At 67.4% G+C, this 19,188-nt stretch carries 22 protein-coding genes; 20 read left to right on the top strand and 2 right to left on the bottom strand.

What is annotated here, in order from left to right; translation table 11 throughout:
* Window positions 1–164 precede the first annotated feature (164 nt).
* From OG405_RS12315 to OG405_RS12230, 19 genes are all read left to right on the top strand, one after another.
* Window positions 165–533: a hydrogenase maturation nickel metallochaperone HypA/HybF gene (locus OG405_RS12315; RefSeq protein WP_327152314.1), complete on the top strand. Its 369-nt coding sequence runs from the start codon at window positions 165–167 to the stop codon at window positions 531–533.
* Window positions 497–1,363: a hydrogenase nickel incorporation protein HypB gene (gene hypB / locus OG405_RS12310; protein ID WP_327151764.1), complete on the top strand. Its 867-nt coding sequence runs from the start codon at window positions 497–499 to the stop codon at window positions 1,361–1,363. The genes OG405_RS12315 and hypB overlap by 37 nt, the downstream gene beginning before the upstream one ends.
* An 81-nt stretch (window positions 1,364–1,444) precedes the next feature.
* Window positions 1,445–2,500, top strand: coding sequence for a hydrogenase expression protein HypE (locus OG405_RS12305; protein WP_327151763.1), 1,056 nt, complete (start codon window positions 1,445–1,447; stop codon window positions 2,498–2,500).
* Between the two features lie 12 nt (window positions 2,501–2,512).
* A complete protein-coding gene (locus OG405_RS12300) occupies window positions 2,513–4,309 on the top strand; it encodes a nickel-dependent hydrogenase large subunit (RefSeq protein ID WP_327151762.1) in 1,797 nt (598 codons plus the stop codon).
* Between the two features lie 33 nt (window positions 4,310–4,342).
* Entirely contained in the window at window positions 4,343–5,257 is a 915-nt protein-coding gene (locus OG405_RS12295) for a NifU family protein (RefSeq protein ID WP_327151761.1), read from the top strand.
* Window positions 5,254–5,883, top strand: coding sequence for a DUF5947 family protein (locus tag OG405_RS12290; RefSeq protein WP_327151760.1), 630 nt, complete (start codon window positions 5,254–5,256; stop codon window positions 5,881–5,883). Before OG405_RS12295 ends, OG405_RS12290 begins: the two co-directional genes overlap by 4 nt.
* Window positions 5,880–6,527 (top strand): DUF6084 family protein, encoded by a 648-nt coding sequence (locus OG405_RS12285; RefSeq protein WP_327151759.1) that lies wholly within the window; start codon window positions 5,880–5,882, stop codon window positions 6,525–6,527. The genes OG405_RS12290 and OG405_RS12285 overlap by 4 nt, the downstream gene beginning before the upstream one ends.
* Window positions 6,524–7,852 (top strand): hypothetical protein, encoded by a 1,329-nt coding sequence (locus tag OG405_RS12280; RefSeq protein ID WP_327151758.1) that lies wholly within the window; start codon window positions 6,524–6,526, stop codon window positions 7,850–7,852. The genes OG405_RS12285 and OG405_RS12280 overlap by 4 nt, the downstream gene beginning before the upstream one ends.
* 13 nt (window positions 7,853–7,865) lie before the next feature.
* Window positions 7,866–7,985 (top strand): DUF6893 family small protein, encoded by a 120-nt coding sequence (locus tag OG405_RS29190; protein ID WP_442790701.1) that lies wholly within the window; start codon window positions 7,866–7,868, stop codon window positions 7,983–7,985.
* Between the two features lie 19 nt (window positions 7,986–8,004).
* Window positions 8,005–8,325 carry a hypothetical protein gene (locus OG405_RS12275; RefSeq protein WP_327151757.1) on the top strand — a complete coding sequence of 107 codons (321 nt, stop codon included), beginning with the start codon at window positions 8,005–8,007 and terminating at the stop codon, window positions 8,323–8,325.
* 13 nt (window positions 8,326–8,338) lie between these two features.
* Window positions 8,339–8,803: a hydrogenase maturation protease gene (locus tag OG405_RS12270; protein ID WP_327151756.1), complete on the top strand. Its 465-nt coding sequence runs from the start codon at window positions 8,339–8,341 to the stop codon at window positions 8,801–8,803.
* Between the two features lie 2 nt (window positions 8,804–8,805).
* The gene (locus tag OG405_RS12265; RefSeq protein ID WP_327152313.1) at window positions 8,806–9,048 is read left to right on the top strand and encodes a HypC/HybG/HupF family hydrogenase formation chaperone; all 243 of its coding nucleotides are present in this window, start codon (window positions 8,806–8,808) and stop codon (window positions 9,046–9,048) included.
* A complete protein-coding gene (hypF, locus tag OG405_RS12260; protein ID WP_327151755.1) occupies window positions 9,045–11,315 on the top strand; it encodes a carbamoyltransferase HypF in 2,271 nt (756 codons plus the stop codon). Before OG405_RS12265 ends, hypF begins: the two co-directional genes overlap by 4 nt.
* Window positions 11,316–11,334: 19 nt before the next feature.
* Window positions 11,335–11,658: a HypC/HybG/HupF family hydrogenase formation chaperone gene (locus OG405_RS12255; protein WP_327151754.1), complete on the top strand. Its 324-nt coding sequence runs from the start codon at window positions 11,335–11,337 to the stop codon at window positions 11,656–11,658.
* A complete protein-coding gene (gene hypD, locus OG405_RS12250) occupies window positions 11,655–12,767 on the top strand; it encodes a hydrogenase formation protein HypD (RefSeq protein WP_327151753.1) in 1,113 nt (370 codons plus the stop codon). The genes OG405_RS12255 and hypD overlap by 4 nt, the downstream gene beginning before the upstream one ends.
* A 10-nt stretch (window positions 12,768–12,777) precedes the next feature.
* Window positions 12,778–13,842 carry a hydrogenase expression/formation protein HypE gene (hypE, locus tag OG405_RS12245; RefSeq protein ID WP_327151752.1) on the top strand — a complete coding sequence of 355 codons (1,065 nt, stop codon included), beginning with the start codon at window positions 12,778–12,780 and terminating at the stop codon, window positions 13,840–13,842.
* Between the two features lie 106 nt (window positions 13,843–13,948).
* Window positions 13,949–15,010, top strand: coding sequence for a HoxN/HupN/NixA family nickel/cobalt transporter (locus tag OG405_RS12240; protein ID WP_327152312.1), 1,062 nt, complete (start codon window positions 13,949–13,951; stop codon window positions 15,008–15,010).
* A 32-nt stretch (window positions 15,011–15,042) separates the two neighbouring features.
* Window positions 15,043–15,750 carry a DUF6390 family protein gene (locus OG405_RS12235; protein ID WP_327152311.1) on the top strand — a complete coding sequence of 236 codons (708 nt, stop codon included), beginning with the start codon at window positions 15,043–15,045 and terminating at the stop codon, window positions 15,748–15,750.
* A gap of 88 nt (window positions 15,751–15,838) precedes the next feature.
* Window positions 15,839–16,507, top strand: coding sequence for a TetR/AcrR family transcriptional regulator (locus tag OG405_RS12230; RefSeq protein ID WP_327151751.1), 669 nt, complete (start codon window positions 15,839–15,841; stop codon window positions 16,505–16,507).
* A gap of 232 nt (window positions 16,508–16,739) precedes the next feature.
* On the opposite strand, the gene OG405_RS12225 is transcribed toward OG405_RS12230, so the two are convergent.
* On the bottom strand, window positions 16,740–17,831 hold the full coding sequence (locus tag OG405_RS12225; RefSeq protein WP_327151750.1) for an acyl-CoA thioesterase: 1,092 nt from the start codon (window positions 17,829–17,831) through the stop codon (window positions 16,740–16,742).
* Between the two features lie 218 nt (window positions 17,832–18,049).
* Between OG405_RS12225 and OG405_RS12220 the strand changes: the two genes are divergently transcribed.
* A complete protein-coding gene (locus tag OG405_RS12220) occupies window positions 18,050–18,223 on the top strand; it encodes a CsbD family protein (protein WP_327151749.1) in 174 nt (57 codons plus the stop codon).
* Between the two features lie 96 nt (window positions 18,224–18,319).
* Here the strand turns inward: OG405_RS12220 and yczE are convergent, their stop codons facing one another.
* Window positions 18,320–18,985 carry a membrane protein YczE gene (gene yczE / locus OG405_RS12215; RefSeq protein ID WP_327151748.1) on the bottom strand — a complete coding sequence of 222 codons (666 nt, stop codon included), beginning with the start codon at window positions 18,983–18,985 and terminating at the stop codon, window positions 18,320–18,322.
* Window positions 18,986–19,188: the final 203 nt, after the last annotated feature.

Genomic DNA, 19,188 nt, shown 5'->3' with positions numbered 1-19,188 from the left:
CGGCGCCGACCAGCCGTCGGCGACACGACCGCGCAATTGTGTTCGCCGAGCTTCGGGACGGTCTCGACGCCGGAGGCGAGTGATGTTCCCGAGACGATCGGACCGGTCCGCGGCGGGGCCTCCGGGAGTAGCATCCAGATATCCCTCGACGAGTCGAGAGCGTGATGCACGAACTCGCGATTGCCCAGAGTGTCATCGACGCCGTGTGTGACCACGCGGCGGGGCGGGCGGTGTATCGCGTGACCGTGGAGGTGGGTGTGCTGACCGCGGTCGTGCCCGATGCCCTGCGCTTCGCTTTCGAGATCGCCGCCGAGGGCACCGTCGCGGACGGCGCGGCTCTGGATATCCGGTGCGTACCAGGTGCGGTGCATTGCCGCGGCTGCGGTGCGGACTTCACCGTCACCGATCTGCTCCTGCTCTGTCCGTGCGGAAGTGCGGATGTGGAGGTAGGGGCGGGCCGGGAACTACGGATCCGGTCGATGGAAGTGAGCCGAGAATGTGCGCAACCTGCGGATGTGGAAACGACACGGTAGGGGTGATCGCGGTCGGGCACGACGGGCCTGCCGATCCCGGGCACGAACACGGTCGGGACGGGCCGCCGCACTCCCACAGCTCCGAGCATGGACACGGCGGCGAGCATGCCCACGGTGGCGAGATCGCTCACAGCCATCCACCGGTGACCGAGACCGTATCGCTCGAGCAGAAGGTGCTCGCGCGCAACGATCATCTCGCTCAGCACAACCGGGAGTGGCTGCGCGAACGCGGCATCGTGGCACTGAATATGACCAGTTCTCCGGGAGCGGGCAAGACCACGCTGCTGGAGCGGACCGTTCGCGCGCTGCCCGATATCCCGATCGCGGTGATCGAGGGCGATCAGGAAACCGTGCGGGACGCCGAGCGAATCGCTGCGACCGGAGCCCGGGCGGTGCAGGTCAACACCGGAGCCGGTTGCCATCTGGACGCCGAGATGACACGACGGGCGCTGCACGCGCTGGATCCCGGTCCCGGCACGCTGCTGTTCATCGAGAACGTCGGCAATCTCGTCTGTCCGGCACTTTTCGATCTCGGTGAGGCTCGGAAGGTGGTGATGATCTCGGTGACCGAGGGGACGGACAAACCCCTGAAGTACCCGCATATGTTCGCCGCGGCCGGTCTGGTGCTGGTGAACAAGATCGATCTGCTGCCGTACGTCGACTTCGATCTCGCCGCGTGCACCGCGTACGCGCATACTGTGAACCCGGGCGTAGAGATCCTCCCGGTCTCGGTCACCGCAGGTGAGGGACTCGAGCGTTGGTACCAATGGCTCGCGGACCAGCGGCGGGAGGCCACCACGAGCCTTGAGGGTGTGGGTCACCCCGTCTAGACTGTTGTGATCAGAGTCACAATCCGTGGTCAATGAGCCGGAACGGCCAGTCCCCGCTTCGACTCCGGAAGGTGGCAGCGTATGCCAACTCAGGAAGCGGTCCGAGCCGAAGAGACCTTGATCCACGTGCTCTGGATCAATGCCGGTCTCAGTTGCGACGGCGATTCGGTGGCGTTGACCGCCGCCACCCAGCCCAGTGTCGAGGAAATCGCCCTCGGCGCCCTCCCCGGTCTCCCGCAAGTCGCGGTGCACTGGCCGCTCATCGACTTCGAGTGCGGCCCCAACGGGGGTGCAGACGATTTCCTCGAATGGTTCTTCCGCGCAGACCGGGGCGAACTCGACCCGTTCGTGCTGGTCGTGGAGGGATCGATACCCAACGAGCAATTGCACGAGGAAGGCTACTGGTGCGGATTCGGCAACGATCCCGCCACCGGCCAGCCCCTGACGACCAGCGAATGGCTGGATCGTCTCGCCCCGAAAGCCACGGCTGTCGTGGCGGTCGGTACCTGCGCGACCTACGGCGGTATCCACGCCATGGCGGGTAACCCGACCGGCGCCATGGGCGTGCCCGACTATCTCGGCTGGGATTGGAAGAGCAAGGCCGATATTCCCATAGTCTGCGTACCGGGCTGTCCCATCCATCCGGACAATCTGTCGGAGACGCTCACCTATCTGCTCTATATGGCCACCGGCCAGGCGCCGATGATCCCGCTCGACGAGGCGTTGCGCCCCAAGTGGCTGTTCGGTGCGACCGTGCACGAGGGTTGCGACCGTGCCGGCTACTACGAAGAGGGCGACTTCGCCACCGAGTACGGCTCACCGAAATGCATCGTGAAACTGGGATGCTGGGGCCCGGTGGTCAAATGCAATGTGCCGAAACGGGGCTGGATCAACGGTGTGGGCGGCTGCCCGAATGTGGGCGGTATCTGTATCGGTTGCACCATGCCCGGCTTCCCCGACAAATTCATGCCGTTCATGGACGAGCCGCCCGGCGGGAAGTTATCATCCGCCGCCTCGGGCATCTATGGATCGGTGGTCCGCAGCCTCCGTCACATAACCGGTCGTACCGTCGACAAAGAGCCACGTTGGCGGCACAGGGGCGAAAAGCTCGAGACCGGCGCGACCCGAACCTGGTAGGAGGGTCCGGCGATGACTCAGATCATTCCCGAGCCGTCACATCGGACGATCGAACCGGACAGCCTCGTCGAGATGGCGTGGGATCCGATTACTCGCATCGTCGGCAGTCTCGGTATCTATACCAAGATCGACTTCGACAACAACGAAGTCGTGGAGTGCCACAGCACTTCGTCCATCTTCCGCGGCTACTCCGTGTTCATGCGCGGTAAGGACCCGCGCGACGCCCATTTCATCACCAGCCGTATCTGCGGTATCTGCGGCGACAACCACGCGACCTGCTCCTGCTACTGCCAGAACATGGCCTACGGTGTGCAGCCGCCACACCTGGGCGAATGGATCGTCAATCTCGGTGAGGCGGCGGAGTACATGTTCGACCACAACATCTTCCAGGAGAACCTGGTCGGTGTGGACTTCTGCGAGAAGATGGTCGCCGAGACCAATCCCGGGGTGCTCGCGGTGGCCGAGCGGACCGAGGCACCGCACGCGCAGGCGCACGGCTATCGCACGATCGCCGACATCATGCGCGCACTCAACCCGTTCACCGGTGAGTTCTACCGGGAGGCCCTGCAGGTCAGCCGGTACACGCGCGAGATGTTCTGCCTGATGGAAGGCAGGCATGTACACCCGTCGACGCTGTACCCCGGCGGCCCGGGCACGGTGGCGACCGTGCAGCTGATGACCGATTACATGACCAGGCTGATGCGCTACGTCGAGTTCATGAAGAAGGTCGTGCCGATGCACGACGATCTGTTCGACTTCTTCTACGACGCGATACCCGGTTACGACAAGGTGGGCCTGCGGCGCACGCTGCTGGGCTGCTGGGGTTCGTTCCAGGACCCCGAGTTCTGCAACTTCTCCTATAAAGACATGGAGGACTGGGGTCGCAAGATGTTCGTCACGCCCGGCGTGGTGGTGGACGGCAAGCTGGTCACCACCTCCCTGGTCGACATCAATCTGGGCCTGCGCATCCTGCTCGGCAGTTCCTACTACGAGGACTGGACCGACCAGGAGACATTCGTGGCCACCGATCCGCTGGGCAATCCGGTGGACCGGCGCCACCCCTGGAACCAGCACACCAATCCGAAGCCGCAGAAACGCGACCTGGACGACAAGTACAGCTGGGTCATGTCACCGCGTTGGTTCGACGGCAGCGAGCACCTCGCCCTGGACACCGGCGGCGGTCCGCTGGCACGGCTGTGGTCGACGGCGCTGGCCGAACTGGTCGATATCGGATACGTGAAAGCGACCGGCCACAGCGTGCAGATCAACCTGCCCAAGACCGCGCTCGCGGGCCCGGTCACGCTGGAGTGGACGATCCCCGCGTACGGGAGCAACACCATCGAACGCGACCGTGCGCGGACGTACTTCCAGGCGTACGCGGCCGCCTGCGCGCTGCATTTCGCGGAGAAGGCGCTCGCGGAGATCCGGGCCGGCCACACCAAGACCTGGGAATCGTTCGAGGTTCCCGAAGAGGGGATCGGTTGCGGGTTCACCGAGGCCGTACGCGGTGTGCTGTCACATCACATGGTGATCCGGGACGGGAAGATCGCGAATTACCACCCTTATCCGCCCACCCCGTGGAACGCCAGTCCGCGGGACAGCTACGGCACACCGGGCCCGTACGAGGACGCGGTGCAGGGGCAGCCGATCTTCGAGGAGAACGACCGCGAGCATTTCAAGGGCATCGACATCATGCGCACAGTGCGCAGTTTCGACCCCTGTCTGCCCTGCGGTGTGCACATGTACCTCGGTAAGGGGCAGAGCCTGCAGAAACTGCATTCACCGACACAGGCGCTCACACCGGAGTAAGTCCCGTATCGGTACCGGCGACGGGAGGGTGACGTGGACGCGTCCCCGCAGGAAAAGGACGGCACAGCACCTGACGAGCAACGCTGGCGTGCGGCGGGCGACCGGATCGAGACGCTGCTGGAGGCGAGTTCGGCGGGCGGTGTGACGGCACGCGAGCGCGCCGAGCAGTTGGTGCGCGAAGTGGTCGATCTGTACGGCGCGGGATTGGCTCGCGTGGTCGAACTGCTGGACGCGGGCACACTCGAACGACTGGCCCGCGATGATCTGGTCGCGAGCCTGCTGCTGGTCCACGGGCTGCATCCGCACGATGTGGAGGCCAGAGTGCGGGCCGCGCTCGACAGTGTGCGGCCCTACCTCGGTTCACACGGCGGCGACGTCGCCCTGCTCGGCATCGTCGACGGGGTGGTCCGCCTGGAACTGACCGGCAGTTGCCGCAGCTGCCCCTCCTCGTCGGTGACCCTGGAGCTGGCCGTGGAAGACGCGGTGCGTTCCGCGGCCCCGGAGATCGAGGCTGTCGAAGCCGTTGCCGCGCAACCGGAACCGGCTGCGCCGATCTCCGCCGATTCGCTGTTCTCGCGGGTGCGGTCGAACGATCGTGCGCCGGGCAGCTGGGTGGCGGTCCCCGAACTCGCCGAACTCGTTCCCGGTGAGGTGGGCGGTTTCACCGTTTCCGGGCTCACCGTGCTGGCCTGCCGGGTGGGTGAGCAACTCTTCGCCTATCGGGACCACTGCCCGGTCTGTGCGCGTTCGCTGGCGGGCGCCGCGCTGCACCGGCGGGCCGGATTCCCGGTCGGTGACGCGGTACTGCGCTGCCCGACGTGTCGCGCGCATTTCGATATCGTCCGGGCGGGTGCGCGGATCGACGGCGACGGTCACCTCGAACCGCTCCCGGTCCTGCTGCGTTCCGGTGAACCGTCGGTGGCTGTGCCGGTGGGGGTGCCCGGGTGAACACACCGTTGCGAGTGCTGCGGCGGATCACCGCCGAGCGCCCGCCCGCGCGGCGGGCGGGTGAACGCTGTGAGATGTGCGCCGATCCCATCGCCGGCGAGCACCAGCACGTCGTGAATATCGAGGGCCGGCAGCTGATGTGTGTCTGCCGCGGCTGTTATCTGCTGTTCGTGGATCGGGAGGCGACTCTGCGTTATCGGGCGGTCCCGTCGCGCTATCTCGCTTTCCCCGGGTTCACGATCGGACCGGCGGAGTGGGACGCCTTGGAGATACCGGTGGGCCTCGTCTTCCTCTTCCGCAACTCCGCGTCCGGCCGGACAGTGGCCTTCTATCCGGGCCCCGCGGGTGCGACCGAATCGGAACTCCCACTGGCGCAGTGGAATACGATCGTAGAGCGACATCCGGAGCTGGACGTGCTCGCGACCGATGTCGAGGCCCTGCTGATCCGCGTTCCCAAGGACGACACCGCCGCGGCGAGCTGTCTGCTGCTACCGATCGACGCGTGCTACGAGTTCGTCGGCCGGATGCGGCTGCTGTGGCGTGGTTTCGACGGCGGACAAGATGTGCGGGACTATCTGGACGAGTTCTTCGCGGCGGTCTCGGCCCGGGCACGGGATGCGGTATGAGTCCCGTGCATTCGACGACGTTCGCGGTCCTCGAGATCGGGCCGCAACCCTATTCGGTAGCGCCGATCCTGTCCGCCCGGGTCGGTATCGCCTCGCTCGCGGACGAACCCGTGCACGCCATCGCCCTGCGCGCGCAGGTACGGATCCAGCCGTCCCGCCGCCGCTACTCCGACGAAGAGGGCGCCGGGCTGACCGACCTGTTCGGTGCGCGTGATCGCTGGCGGGACACCCAACGATCCTTCCTCTGGATGCACTGCGCCACCATGGTTCCCGGTTTCTCCGGCGGCGCCGAGGTGGATATGCCGATGCCGTGTACCTACGACTTCGAAGTGACCGGATCGAAATACCTGCACGCGCTGCGCGACGGTGCGGTGCCGTTGCTCTTCCTGTTCAGCGGGACGGTTTTCATCAAAGGCAGCGGTGGCTTCGCGATCCAGCAGATTCCCTGGGATCGCGAGGACACGTTCGATATGCCGGTCTCGGTCTGGCGGGATCTGATGGCCGCGCACTTCCCGAACACCGGCTGGGTCCGTTTGCACCGGGACACCCTCGACGCGCTGGCCGCCTACAAATCCGGGTACGGGCTGCTCGGGTTCGACGATGCGGTGACCCGGCTACTGGCAGGTAGCGAGGAGTCGCCGTGAACGCGGCTCCGCTCGCTCGGGCGCGCGCCGTCGCCGACGCGGTGCTCTACGAGGGCTATCTGCTCTACCCCTATCGGGCGAACGCGCGTAAGAACATGTCGCGCTGGCAGTTCGGCGTCCTGGGACCTCCGTCGGCGGCCACAGACGGGTTCGGCGAGGAGCCCTCGCTATCGGCCGGCTTCCTGCTCGATCCGGGGACGTACCCGGTACTGACGTGGACTGTCCGGTTCCTCCAGCTCCAGCACCGGCAGGTGGTCGACAGCGACGGCCGCCCGCGCGCCGAACTTTCCACTGGTGCGCGATCGTGGCTGTCCTGGGACGAGGCCGTCCCACAGGAGCTCGTGGTGGGGCCGGTGGCAGCGGAGTCCCTCGTTCGACCGGTGAAGGTGCCCGGTGGCGTGGATACCGAGGAGATCGAAGACGCCGCGGGACAGGTGGTCGGGCAACTGGTGCGAACCCGGCAGGCGCTCACGGGCGAGTTCGAGCTCGCCGCCGAGCGCGACGGCCGGTTCCTGCGGCTCACGGCGGAGGTCCGCAATACCGGCCCACCCGCGACCGGCCCCCGGGATGCCATCGCCCGCTCGCTGATCGGTGCGCACATCCTCGGACAGCTCACGGGCGGACAGTTCGTATCCTCGCTGGATCCACCGGCCGAGGCCGGGCCGGCCGTCGAGCACTGCGATCGACACCGGTGCTTTCCGGTGCTCGCGGGCCCGCCGGGCGACCACAGCCTGGTCCTGGTCTCGCCGATCATCCTCTACGACCATCCCGAGATCGCCGAGCAGAGCGAAGGCGATCTGTTCGATGCCACCGAGATCGACGAGATCCTGACCCTGCGGGTGATGACGATGACCGACGAGGAGAAGGCGCAGGCGCGTGCGACCGACCCGCGTGCGGCCGAGATCGTAGACCGCTGCGACGCGGCATCGCCGGAAGCGATGCGGCAGTTGCACGGTGTGCTGCGCGAGCCGGGATCCGACCCGCCTCGACCGATACCCGAGGTACCGGACGGGTTCGACTGGTGGGACCCGGTGGCCGACAGCGCCGTCCGTCCGGATTCCGACGCGGTTCCCGTGGCGGGCGTACTGGTGCGCCGGGGTAGCCGGGTCCGCCTGCACCCGTCCCGCCGGGCCGACGCCCAGGATCTGTTCGTCGACGGCGCGGCAGCTCGTGTCGTCTCGGTACACCAGGACGTGGACGGGGAATCGCACGTCGGTGTCGTACTGGACGACGATCCGGCAGCCGAACTGCACGAATGGTTCGGCCGATACCTCTATTTCGCGCCCGACGAACTGGAACCGATCGACAACGGTTCCGAGAAGTGAAAGGAAGCTCGTGATGCAGACGGTGGGAGTGATCGCGACAGCGGTGGCGGCGGTACTGGCGGCCGCCGGTGTCTATCTCGGCGTCCGGTCGGTACCGGACCTCCGGAGATATCTGAGGATCCGGCATATGTAGTGGCGGATCGAAAGGAGACATGATGCAGGACCCCGGAGAAGAACCTCAGGAGGCACGCGGCGAGCCGGGCTCGCGTGATACCGGCGCGGATACCGCGGCGGCCGGAGCGACCGACCGCGAGGCGGGCGATCTCGGTCACGAGGAGACGACCTCCGTGCCCGGCGAAGCCGCCGAGCGGGAGGCCGAGTTCACCTCGGAACCGGCCCCCGGCAGCGAACCACCCGTTCCGCCCTACGACGACCGTAAAGCCACCGCGAACGACGCGGACGAGACGGCGACCGGGCAGGTGGACGACAAGAGAGTCGGCGGGGCGACAGCGCCGACCGAAGGGGAGGGGTGAGTCGACGGATACCGTGCTGATCGCCGGGATCGGCAATATCTTCCTCGGCGACGACGGCTTCGGGCCCGAGGTGGTGCGGCGGTTGCCGGACCTCCCCGCCCCCGGTGTGCGCGTGACGGACTACGGCATCCGCGGGATGCACCTGGCCTACGACCTGCTCGACGGCTGGGACGCGCTGATTCTGATCGACGCGGTACCCGATCGCGGCATACCCGGACGGGTGGAGGTGCTGCGGGCCGAGACCGGCGACGCCACCACCGGAGCACTCGACGCGCACGCGATGGACCCGGCCGCGGTTTTCGCCGGTGTCCGCGCGCTGGGTGGCACGGTACCCCCGACCGTGATCGTCGGATGCCAGGTCGAGTCGGTGGACGAGCGGATCGGCCTGTCCGCTCCGGTCGCGGACGCGGTGGACGCGGCCGCGCAAGCGGTGCGCCGGGTGGTCGCCGAACTGCTGCGACCTCGTCAGGAGGTATGACCATGTGTCTAGGTATTCCCGGCCGGGTCGTCGAGATACCCGACGGATACCACCGTCAGATCGCGCTGGTGGATGTATCCGGTGAGAAGCGCCAGGTGAACATCGGCCTGCTCGAAGACGATCCGGCGCAGCCGGGGGAGTGGGTGATCATCCATATGGGATTCGTGGTCGAGAAGACCGACGAGGCGGGCGCGGCCGAGGCGATGGCCGGGCTGCGCCTGCTCGGGAGCGGTGAGCAGCCGTGACCGCCGACCGGTCGCGACGACGGTTCGTGGTGCGCGGCGTAGTTCAGGGCGTGGGCTTCCGGCCGTTCGTCTACACCACCGCCGCGGAACTGGCGCTGAGCGGCCGGGTGTCCAACGACAGCTGTGGCGTCGTCATCGAAACCGAGGGGAGAACCGTCGATCTCGCGGAATTCGAGACGCGCCTGCGGTGCTCCCCGCCGCCGCTGGCCGTGATCGAATCGATCGAGCGGACCGAGATCGCGGTCCGCGGGGGAACCGGATTCCATATCGCCGATACGACCGGCGGCACCGGCCGCACCCTCGCCTCACCGGATATTGCCCTCTGCCCCGCGTGCGCCGCCGAACTGCGCGACCCCGCCGACCGCCGCTACCGGCACCCGTTCGTCAACTGCACCGACTGCGGCCCCCGATTCACCATCATCGCGGCTCTGCCCTACGACCGGGCGAATACCTCGATGGCCGACTTTCCCATGTGCGAGCGGTGCGCTCGCGAATACCGTGATCCCGCCGACCGCCGTTTCCATGCCCAGCCCATCGCCTGCCCCGACTGCGGTCCGAGCCTGTTCTACACCGGGCCGGGTGGGGGTGAGCCACTGGCCGCTGCCCGTGAACTGCTGCGGTCGGGGGGAATCCTCGCGGTCAAGGGGATCGGCGGATACCACCTGGCCTGCGATGCGGCGAACGAGACCGCGGTGGCCGAGCTGCGCCACCGGAAACGCCGCGGGGGCAAACCTTTCGCCGTGATGGTGCCCGATCTCGCGACGGCCCGCCGGATCACCGTCGTCGACGACGCGGCCGCCGCGCTGCTGACCGGGCCGCAGCGTCCCATCGTCCTGCTGCCACGCGGTGAGCGGCGGGTGGCAACCTCTGTCGCGCCGGACAATCCGGATCTGGGTGTGCTCGTGGCCTACACCCCGCTGCACACGCTGCTGTTCGGCCTCCCCGGCGACCCGGCCGGGCCCGATGTCCTGGTGATGACCTCCGGTAACCGCAGCAGCGAACCGATCTGCTACGACGATATGGACGCCGGGGAACGGCTGGCCGGGCTGGCCGACGGGTGGTTGTGGCACAACCGCAGGATCCTGGTGCCCTGCGACGATTCGGTGGTACGCGTGGTCGACGGCGCCGAATCGCCGGTGCGCCGTTCGCGTGGATACGCACCGCTGCCGCTCGCACTCCCGGTACCCGTCGCGCCGACGCTGGCGGTGGGTGCCGATCTGAAGACCGTCTGCGCGGTCGCCGACGGCCGGTACGCCTGGCTGAGTCAACACATCGGCGATATGGACGATCTGGCGACCCTGCGGGCCTTCGATGCCACCGAACGACACCTCCGGGAGCTCACCGGCGTGCATCCCGTTCAGCTCGCCGCGGATACGCACCCGGGCTACCGCTCCACCGAATGGGCACGCCGCAACGCGAACGACCGCCCGGTGCACACCGTGCAGCACCACCACGCGCATATCGCCGCCGTGATGGGGGAGCACGGGCTCGGCGCGGACGAGACGGTGCTGGGATTCGCCTTCGACGGCACCGGGTTCGGTCCCGACGGAGCCGTCTGGGGCGGTGAGATCCTCGCCGCCGGATACAAGGGTTACCGGCGATTGGCTCATCTGAAGTATGTGCCGCTCGCCGGTGGCGACGTGAGCGTGCGCCGGCCGTATCGAATGGCGTTGGCGCATCTCTGGGCGGCGGGGATCGACTGGTCGCCCGCGATCGCCCCGGTCCGCGCCTGCCCGGCCGCCGAACGCGCGGTACTCGCCCATCAATTCGAGACCGGGCTCGGTTGTGTCCCGACGTCGAGCATGGGCCGATTGTTCGACGCGGTGGCGTCGCTGGCCGGGGTCCGGCACACCGTGGACTACGAGGCGCAGGCGGCCATCCAACTCGAAGGCATCTCCCGGCGTGGCGAGACAGGCGGCGCCGAGTATCGATTCGCGGTCGATTCCGGCAGTGATCCGGCGTCGATCGATCCTGGCCCGGTGCTCGCGGCGGTGGTCGCCGATGCCGCGCGCGGGGTATCGGCCGCGGTGATCGGTGCCCGTTTCCACGCCGCTCTCGCGCGGCTGGTGCTGGACTCGGCGCTGGCCCGGACCGGGCCGGCCACGACCGTCGCCCTCTCGGGCGGTGTGTTCCAGAACGCGCTGCTGTTGTCGGCCACCCGGCGGTTGCTACGGGAACACGGTTTCACCGTGCTCACCCATCACCGGCTGCCGCCCAACGACGGCGGCCTGGCGTTCGGACAGGTGCTCGCGGTGGCCGCGGGCTGAGCGGAGAAGGAGGACGATCATGTGCCTGGCAGTTCCCGGAAAGGTGCTCAGCCTCGAGGAGCGTGACGGCACCCTGATGTCGGTCGTCGATTTCGGCGGCGTGCACAAGGACGTATGCCTGCAGTACATCCCGGATGCCTCGATCGGCGACTACGTCGTCGTGCACGTCGGATTCGCCATCAACCGGCTGGACGAGGAATCGGCACTGCGGACCCTGGCCGAGTTCGAGCACCTCGGCGTGCTGAACGAGGAGTTCGCCGATGGTTTCGCCGTCGCGGCCGCGCAGGCCGGCGAGGACAACCCGGAGGCGCCGCGGCGGCGCGACCCCGAGGAGGAACCGTGAAATATCTGGACGAATTCAGTGACCCGCAACTGGCGAAGAAACTTCTAGACCGGATCCGCGCCACCACCGACCGTCGGTGGGCGATCATGGAAGTATGTGGTGGGCAGACACATTCGATCATCCGACACGGGATCGACCAATTGCTCCCCGATCAGATCGAGATGATCCACGGTCCGGGCTGCCCGGTGTGTGTCACCCCGCTGGAGGTCATCGACAAGGCGCTCGAGATCGCCGCGCGACCCGGGGTCATCTTCTGCTCGTTCGGCGATATGTTGCGGGTTCCGGGCAGCGAGAAGGATCTCTTCCACGTCAAGAGCGAGGGCGGGGACGTTCGCGTGGTCTACTCGCCACTGGACGCACTGGAACTGGCCAGGGCCAACCCGGACCGGCAGGTGGTCTTCTTCGGGATCGGTTTCGAGACCACCGCCCCCGCCAACGCGATGACGGTGTACCAAGCCCAGCGGCTCGGTATCGAGAACTTCTCGCTGCTGGTATCGCATGTCCTGGTGCCCCCGGCGATCGCCGCCATCATGGAATCACCGCTGTGCCGGGTGCAGGCATTTCTGCTGGCCGGGCATGTCTGCACGGTCATGGGCACCCAGGAATATCCCCCGCTGGCTCAGCGTTACCGAGTTCCCATGGTGGTCACCGGTTTCGAACCGCTGGACATCCTCGAGGGCATCCGCCGCACGGTGGCACAGCTCGAGGCGGGCCGGCACGAGATGGAGAACGCCTATCCGCGCGCGGTATCGGATGCCGGGAATCCCGCCGCCAAGGCGATGCTGGACGATGTCTTCGAGGTCACCGACCGCGCCTGGCGCGGTATCGGGATGATACCGGGCAGCGGGTGGCGGCTCTCCGAACGCTACCGCGACTACGACGCCGAGCACCGGTTCTCGGTCGGCGAACTACATGCGGCCGAATCGGCGGTCTGCCGCTCCGGCGAAGTGTTGCAGGGGCTGATCAAACCGAACGAATGCGCCGCGTTCGGCACCCAGTGCACCCCGCGCAATCCGCTGGGCGCCACCATGGTGTCCTCGGAGGGCGCGTGCGCCGCCTACTACCTGTACCGCCGCCTGGACCAGCCCGCGGAGGTGGCCCATGCGTGAGGATCTGAGTATGCCCACAGCACCGGCCATCGACGTGGACGGCTGGGTCTGCCCCATGCCGTTGCGTGATGCGCCGAATATCGTGATGGGCCACGGCGGCGGTGGTGCCATGTCGGGCGAACTGATCGAGCACCTGTTCCTGCCCGCCTTCGGGGCGGCCGCGGACGCCGGAATGGGGGATTCCGCGGTGCTCGAAGTGGGCGGCACCCGACTCGCCTTCTCCACCGACTCCTTTGTTGTGAAACCGTTGGTTTTCCCGGGCGGTTCGATCGGTGAGCTGGCGGTGAACGGCACCGTGAACGATCTCGCGATGGCCGGTGCGCGCCCCCTGGTGCTGTCCACCGCGTTCATTCTCGAGGAGGGGACCGCCCTGTCCGAGATCGCCCATGTGGCCGAGGCGCTCGGCACCGCCGCGTCGGCAGCCGGGGTCTCGCTGGTGACCGGCGATACCAAGGTCGTCGATGCCGGGCACGGTGACGGGATCTTCATCAACACCGCCGGTATCGGTGTGCTGGCCGAGGGGGTCGATATCCGGCCCGAGCGGGCGGCACCCGGCGATATCGTCATTGTGAGCGGCGATATAGGCGTGCACGGGATCGCGGTGATGAGTTGCCGGGAAGGATTGCAATTCGGGACGACCGTCCTCAGCGATACCGCCCCGCTGGGCGGACTGGTGTCGGTGATGCTGGAAACCGGTGCGGATGTGCACGTGTTGCGCGATCCGACGCGCGGTGGGGTGGCCGCGACCCTGAACGAGATCGCCCGATCCGCCGGGATCGGCATCGCGCTGGACGAGACAGCGCTACCGGTACCTGCCGCGGTACGCGATGCCTGCGGGCTGCTCGGCCTGGACCCGATGTATGTGGCCAACGAGGGCAAATTGGTCGCGTTCGTACCGTCGGCGGACGCGGAACGGGTACTGCAGGTGATGCGCGCGCATCCGCTCGGGGCGCGGGCGGCGGTGATCGGCACCTGTGTCGAGGAGCACCCGGGAATGGTGGTGGCGCGCACCGCGCTCGGCGGCACCCGGGTGGTCGATCTGCCCGCCGGAGAGCAGTTGCCGCGGATCTGTTGACGCGGATCTGTTTACGCGGCGGGTCCGGTCGGACCGCCGCCCGGAAGGAACGAGGTATCCGACGGTGCGGATATCGGCGGCGGCTCTACGGCGGGGATGGTCGGAGCTGGACCAGGCGCAGCGGCGCAGCGTCACCGGGATGAGTTTCACGATCGTGGCGCTGCACGTGCTCGGTTTCGCGACGCTGCTGATGCTGGTGGTGCCCGGCGGCTATCTCGTGGACGGCGCCGTCTTCGGCACCGGGCTCGGGATCACGGCCTACACCCTGGGCATGCGGCACGCGTTCGACGCCGACCATATCGCCGCCATCGACAACACGACCCGAAAACTGGTCGCCGAGAACAAGCGGCCGCTCTCGGTAGGGTTCTGGTTCTCCCTCGGGCACTCGACCATCGTCTTCGCCCTGGTGGCATTACTGGCGGCCGGCGTCAAAGCGCTCGCGGTCAATCTGCGGGACGACAATTCGCGATTGCAGCAGTGGACCGGCGTTTTCGGCACCGGCGTATCGGGCACCTTCCTCATCCTGATCGGATTGCTGAACCTGGTATCGCTGATCGGGATCTGGCGAGTGTTCCGCGGGATGCGCGGCGGCCGGTACGACGAAGCCGAACTCGAACGCCGGCTCGACGATCGCGGCGCGCTCAACCGGGTGTTCGGGCCGCTGATGCGGGCGGTACGCGAACCCTGGCAGATGTACCCGGTCGGGTTGCTGTTCGGATTGGGCTTCGACACCGTGACCGAGGTGGGTCTGCTGGTCATCGCCGGCGGCGCGGCGGCCACCGATCTGCCCTGGTACGCGATTCTCGTCCTGCCCGTGCTGTTCTCGGCAGGGATGTCGCTGTTCGACGCGCTGGACGGGACCTTCATGAACTACGCCTACGGCTGGGCGTTCGCGGGGCCGGTGCGCAAGATCTACTACAACTTCGTGGTCACCGGTCTGTCGGTCGCGGTGGCTCTGCTGATCGGGGCGCAGGAGATCATCTCGATCATGACCGAGAAACTGGACCTCACCTCGGGTCCGCTCGCCTGGATCGGATCGCTCGATCTGGGCGCGATGGGGTTCATCATCGTCGGCCTCTTCGTGCTGACCTGGGCCGGCGCTGTCGCGGTCTGGCGTTTCGCCGATGTCGAACAACGGTGGCGGCGCGGATTGCCGGTGGAACCGTGAGCGCGAACGCGGTCACCACCCGGGGAACCGAGATGTTCGCCCGGTTCGCCTACGCACCCCACCGGCTCGGCTATTGCGGCCCCGCCGAGACGTCCGACCTGCGTGCGGAGTCCGGCGAGCGGGTGCGGGCCGCAGCACGTCATTTCACCGGAGCCTGGCCCTATCTCCAGGTGATGTCGCGGATGACCGGGATCGCCGATCCGCTCGATCATCGGCTCGTCGAGTCGTACTGGCTGGGTGGGGGAGTCGGGGCGGAGCTGGATCCGTCCGCCTTCGTCACGGAGCTGCTGACCGTGATCGGCCCGGCCACCGGGAATTATTGGAAGTACCTCACCCAGGATGCGCTGGCGGGCGAGGCGGCGGCCGATCACTGCTTCCACGTATTCGGCATCTACCCGTGGACCCGTCTGCTCGGTCGTGGCGGGGACCAGCCGATTCGGGTGCTCGACAGCTGCCGGATCAGCTGGGGCACAGTCACGGCCAGGCGCGGCAACGAACTGACCGTGCTGCGCCGCCGGCTGCGCTTCGCCGGAAGCCGGTTGTTCCTGGGGTCGCCCGAGTCGGTGCCGGTACGCGTATGGGAAGGCGGATTCTCCGCCGTGCCCGAGGCGGCTCCGGGACAGCTGGTCGCACTGCACTGGGACAGTTTGTGCGGACCGTTGACCCTGCCCCAGACACGTTCGCTGGCCGTGGCGACCGCTCGGCAACTGCGGGTCACCAACCGGCGGCTCGCGCGTTGACCGACCGGCGCGGCCAGGCGTTCGGTAGTTGCGCGGGGCTCGGTGGCGACTGCCCACTTCTATGTAACAAAATTTGTATATTGGTTACATGGCGAACAGCGGTGACAGTGTCGACGAAGCGATCATGGATGCCGCGTTGGCGAGGATCCTGCAGGTCGGGATCAGGCGCGCCGGCCTCGAGGATATCGCGCGGCGGGCCGGGATCAACCGGATCACCATCCATCGTCGCTTCGCCGGGAAGGACAACCTCGTCGAGGCGGTGCTGGAGCGGGAGACCCAGCGCATGCTGGCCGAGGTCACCGCGATCGCCGCCACCGCTACGAGCGTGGAAACCCAGATCGAGGAGACGATGCTGCATGTGCTGTTGCAGACCCGGATCCACCGCCTGGTCACCCAACTGTTGCGAGTCGCACCGGAGGAAGCGCTCGGTTTCTACACCGTGCAGGGCCAACGATTGGTCGCCATCGGTATCGACTACATCGTCGATATGCTCACCCACGCCCAGTCCGCCGGTCTGGTCGACCGCTACGATCCGCGGCCCGTGGCCGAACTCGTAGCCCGGCTCGCGCATTCACTCATGCTCACGCCCGGGGTCGGCGGTGTCGATTTCACCGACCCCGACGCCGCGCGCGCCTTCGTACGTACCACGATCGTCCCGCTGCTGAAGCACGGTATCGCCCAGCCGGTTTCCGGCGGCGCCGGTGGAACGACCTACGGATCGGAAGGGGCCCCTGGTACTGCCGCGGCACCCGCGTGAGTCTGTGCTGGATAACTATCTGTAGGTGGGTCGGACGCCGGTGACGCCGGCCTGGATTGTCGCAACGTGCAGCGGGTTCAGGCCGAGTTCTGGTTCGAGTACGGCATCCACGATGATGTTCGCAGGCGGGGCAGCCACTTCACCGAGTCCGGCTGTCGCACGCCGGCGGCGAGAGCGCCCACTCACCCGAATGCCGTGGCAGTGCTGGGCCCGGGGAATCGTCCGTTCCGGCTCAGCCCGGAATCGGGATGCGAAAATGGCTGGGCTCGGCATCGGCGGGCAGATCGGCCGCGGTGGCGAACGGTTCGGCCTCTGCGCGCAGATCGACCAGGTGGCGAGCGTGGGCGGCCAGCGAGCGGTCCTCGTCGGAGACCGGTGTCCACTGCTCGATCGGGCGAGCTTTCCCGTTGGCGTCCACCGCTACCACCACCGCCAGACCGTGGGCGGCGAGTGCGGGCTCGTCGGAGTGCGGATCGGTCGACGTCACGTGCACACTGATGTGCATACTGCGCGGACCGGTATGGATCAGCCGTGCGGTGGCCTCCACGATATGACCGATGACGATCGGCCGGTAGAAGCGGATCCCGCCGAAGTAGGAGGTGATCACATGCTGCCCGGCCCAATCGGCACCGCAGACGTAGGCGGCCTCGTCGATCCATCCCATCGTGCGGCCGCCGTGGACCTTGCCGCCCCAGTTGATATCCGACGGTGCCGCGAGGAAGCGCAGTGTCGCGCTCGGCGCGGTGCCGTCCGCGGTGTAGCGCTGCGCGGCCATCGCCTCCTCGATTCGCTTCCGGACCGAGACGCGCGCCCTGGCCTGCCGGTGACGGTGCAGTTCGAGGATCGTGGACGGTTCCCACTGCGGTACCGCGACGGTCCGGCGTTCGTCGTCGACAGCGACGAAGATGGTCAGGCACTGGGCCATCTGGACCGGCTTCTGCCGGGTCGGGTCGGTGGAATAGACGCTGACCAGGATATGCATGCTCGTACGTCCGGTATGGACGAGCTTCGCGTGCAGTTCGACCAGTTCACCGACAGCGATCGGCCGATCGAGGTGGATATTGCCCACGTAGGCGGTGACGCAGTAACACCCGCTCCACTGGGCCGCCGCGGCGTAGGCGACCTTATCGATCCATTCGAGGAGTTTGCCGCCGTCCACCGCGCCCGCGATCCCCGAATCGGCGGGTTTGACGAGGAAACGATGGATCGCCTCGGGCCGTCTGCCGGACGCGGCCGGGGTCGGGAGGGGGTCGATGGTTGTGGCGTTCACGGCCTGCCGATCTGCTCGGGTGGACGGATGTACGGTTCCCGACTCCGTTGTCATCGGAGGAGCGTAGGCATACGCGACGCTACGGGCGAGTAGTCCGCCGCCACGGCTGGAGAACCCGCCCACAACCGCTCGACTGTGCACTCACCCGGCGGTCCCGTGGTGGGCTCCAGGAATGGTTTCCGGTGAGCTGTTTGAAACCGCGTCCGCTGGCTATTCGCCCCCACGACCGGCCGGACAACAGGCCGGGCGCACCCGAAGAGAAGGGTCAGGCGATGAGTGCTACGGACAAGTTCAACAACAAGGCCGAAGATCTCGCCGGTCAGGCCAAGGAAAAGCTCGGGGAGGCCACCGGCGACGAGGACAAGAAGAACGAGGGCAAGGCCGACCAGGTCAAGTCCAACCTCAAGGACGCGGGGGAGAAGGTCAAGGACGCCTTCCGCGACTGAGGCGGTACACGAGTGGGCGACGCCGGGCTCCGGCGTCGCCCACTCGGCGTTATGGCAGTGCCGGCCGGCGTGCCGGATAGCGAGCCGGTGTTCCGGTCACACGTTCGACCGGACCGGCCCGTCGTCGTGTCCGATCCGGCCCGGTACCTCGGCGGCCGTCTCCGTCTCCGGCGCGGTGTCGAATCCGGGTAGCCGTCCCGCGACCAGCGGAACCATGAGCTGGATGAGCGGCCCGATGGCGACGGCGTAGATCACGGTCCCGATGCCGACACTGCCGCCCAGGAGCCAGCCGGTCGTCAGCACCGATAGCTCGAGGGCGGTCCGCACCAGCCGGATGGACCACCCGGTCCGCCGGACCAGACCGGTCATCAGTCCGTCGCGCGGGCCCGGTCCGAGTCCTGCGCCTATGTAGAGCACGCTGGCCAGCGCGTTCAGTACGACCGCGAGCACCATCGCGCTCAGCCGGACGGGTATCGACTCCCACTCCGGGATTATCGACAAACCGACGTCGACGGATACGGCGACGAGGACCACATTGCTCACGGTGCCCACTCCGGGCCACTGGCGCAGCGGAATCCAGGCCAGTAGCACCACCACACCGGTCAATGCGGTCACCGTGCCGAAGCTCATCGGCACCTGCCGGGTGACCCCTTGGTGGAAAACATCCCACGGGTCCAAACCCACTGCGGCACGGATCATCATGGCCATCGAGAAGCCGTACAGCCAGAGACCGGCGAACAGGGCGGTGAGACGTCTGATCATACAGCGAGGATCCCGGTCACTGGACCTCTCGTACAGAGCCACCTTTAGGTCACTGGACTGATTCGAGAGGCCGTGCCCGGTGGTCGCTGTACCGTGCGACGGCCGGTCCATCGACGTCCGTTGCCCGGATGGGGCGGTGGATCGCGCGGTGACGGACGTAGGACCCGGGAGTGTTTTCCGCTGTGGCCGAGGCCGAACCGCGC

The sequence above is a fragment of the Nocardia sp. NBC_01329 genome (genome assembly GCF_035956715.1).
Classification (GTDB): domain Bacteria; phylum Actinomycetota; class Actinomycetes; order Mycobacteriales; family Mycobacteriaceae; genus Nocardia.
This window is presented reverse-complemented; position numbering and strand designations above follow the sequence as displayed.

Excerpts from the sequence above, each read along its gene's own strand:
- OG405_RS12265 (WP_327152313.1), top strand. The coding sequence starts at position 8,806 with ATGTGTCTAGGTATTCCCGGCCGGGTCGTCGAGATACCCGACGGATAC.
- yczE (WP_327151748.1), bottom strand. The coding sequence starts at position 18,985 with ATGATCAGACGTCTCACCGCCCTGTTCGCCGGTCTCTGGCTGTACGGC.
- hypE (WP_327151752.1), top strand. The coding sequence starts at position 12,778 with ATGCCCACAGCACCGGCCATCGACGTGGACGGCTGGGTCTGCCCCATG.
- OG405_RS29190 (WP_442790701.1), top strand. The coding sequence starts at position 7,866 with ATGCAGACGGTGGGAGTGATCGCGACAGCGGTGGCGGCGGTACTGGCG.
- hypB (WP_327151764.1), top strand. The coding sequence starts at position 497 with ATGTGCGCAACCTGCGGATGTGGAAACGACACGGTAGGGGTGATCGCG.
- OG405_RS12235 (WP_327152311.1), top strand. The coding sequence starts at position 15,043 with ATGTTCGCCCGGTTCGCCTACGCACCCCACCGGCTCGGCTATTGCGGC.
- OG405_RS12255 (WP_327151754.1), top strand. The coding sequence starts at position 11,335 with ATGTGCCTGGCAGTTCCCGGAAAGGTGCTCAGCCTCGAGGAGCGTGAC.
- OG405_RS12220 (WP_327151749.1), top strand. The coding sequence starts at position 18,050 with ATGAGTGCTACGGACAAGTTCAACAACAAGGCCGAAGATCTCGCCGGT.
- OG405_RS12315 (WP_327152314.1), top strand. The coding sequence starts at position 165 with ATGCACGAACTCGCGATTGCCCAGAGTGTCATCGACGCCGTGTGTGAC.
- OG405_RS12230 (WP_327151751.1), top strand. The coding sequence starts at position 15,839 with ATGGCGAACAGCGGTGACAGTGTCGACGAAGCGATCATGGATGCCGCG.
- OG405_RS12285 (WP_327151759.1), top strand. The coding sequence starts at position 5,880 with ATGAGTCCCGTGCATTCGACGACGTTCGCGGTCCTCGAGATCGGGCCG.
- OG405_RS12275 (WP_327151757.1), top strand. The coding sequence starts at position 8,005 with ATGATGCAGGACCCCGGAGAAGAACCTCAGGAGGCACGCGGCGAGCCG.
- OG405_RS12300 (WP_327151762.1), top strand. The coding sequence starts at position 2,513 with ATGACTCAGATCATTCCCGAGCCGTCACATCGGACGATCGAACCGGAC.
- OG405_RS12225 (WP_327151750.1), bottom strand. The coding sequence starts at position 17,831 with ATGACAACGGAGTCGGGAACCGTACATCCGTCCACCCGAGCAGATCGG.
- OG405_RS12305 (WP_327151763.1), top strand. The coding sequence starts at position 1,445 with ATGCCAACTCAGGAAGCGGTCCGAGCCGAAGAGACCTTGATCCACGTG.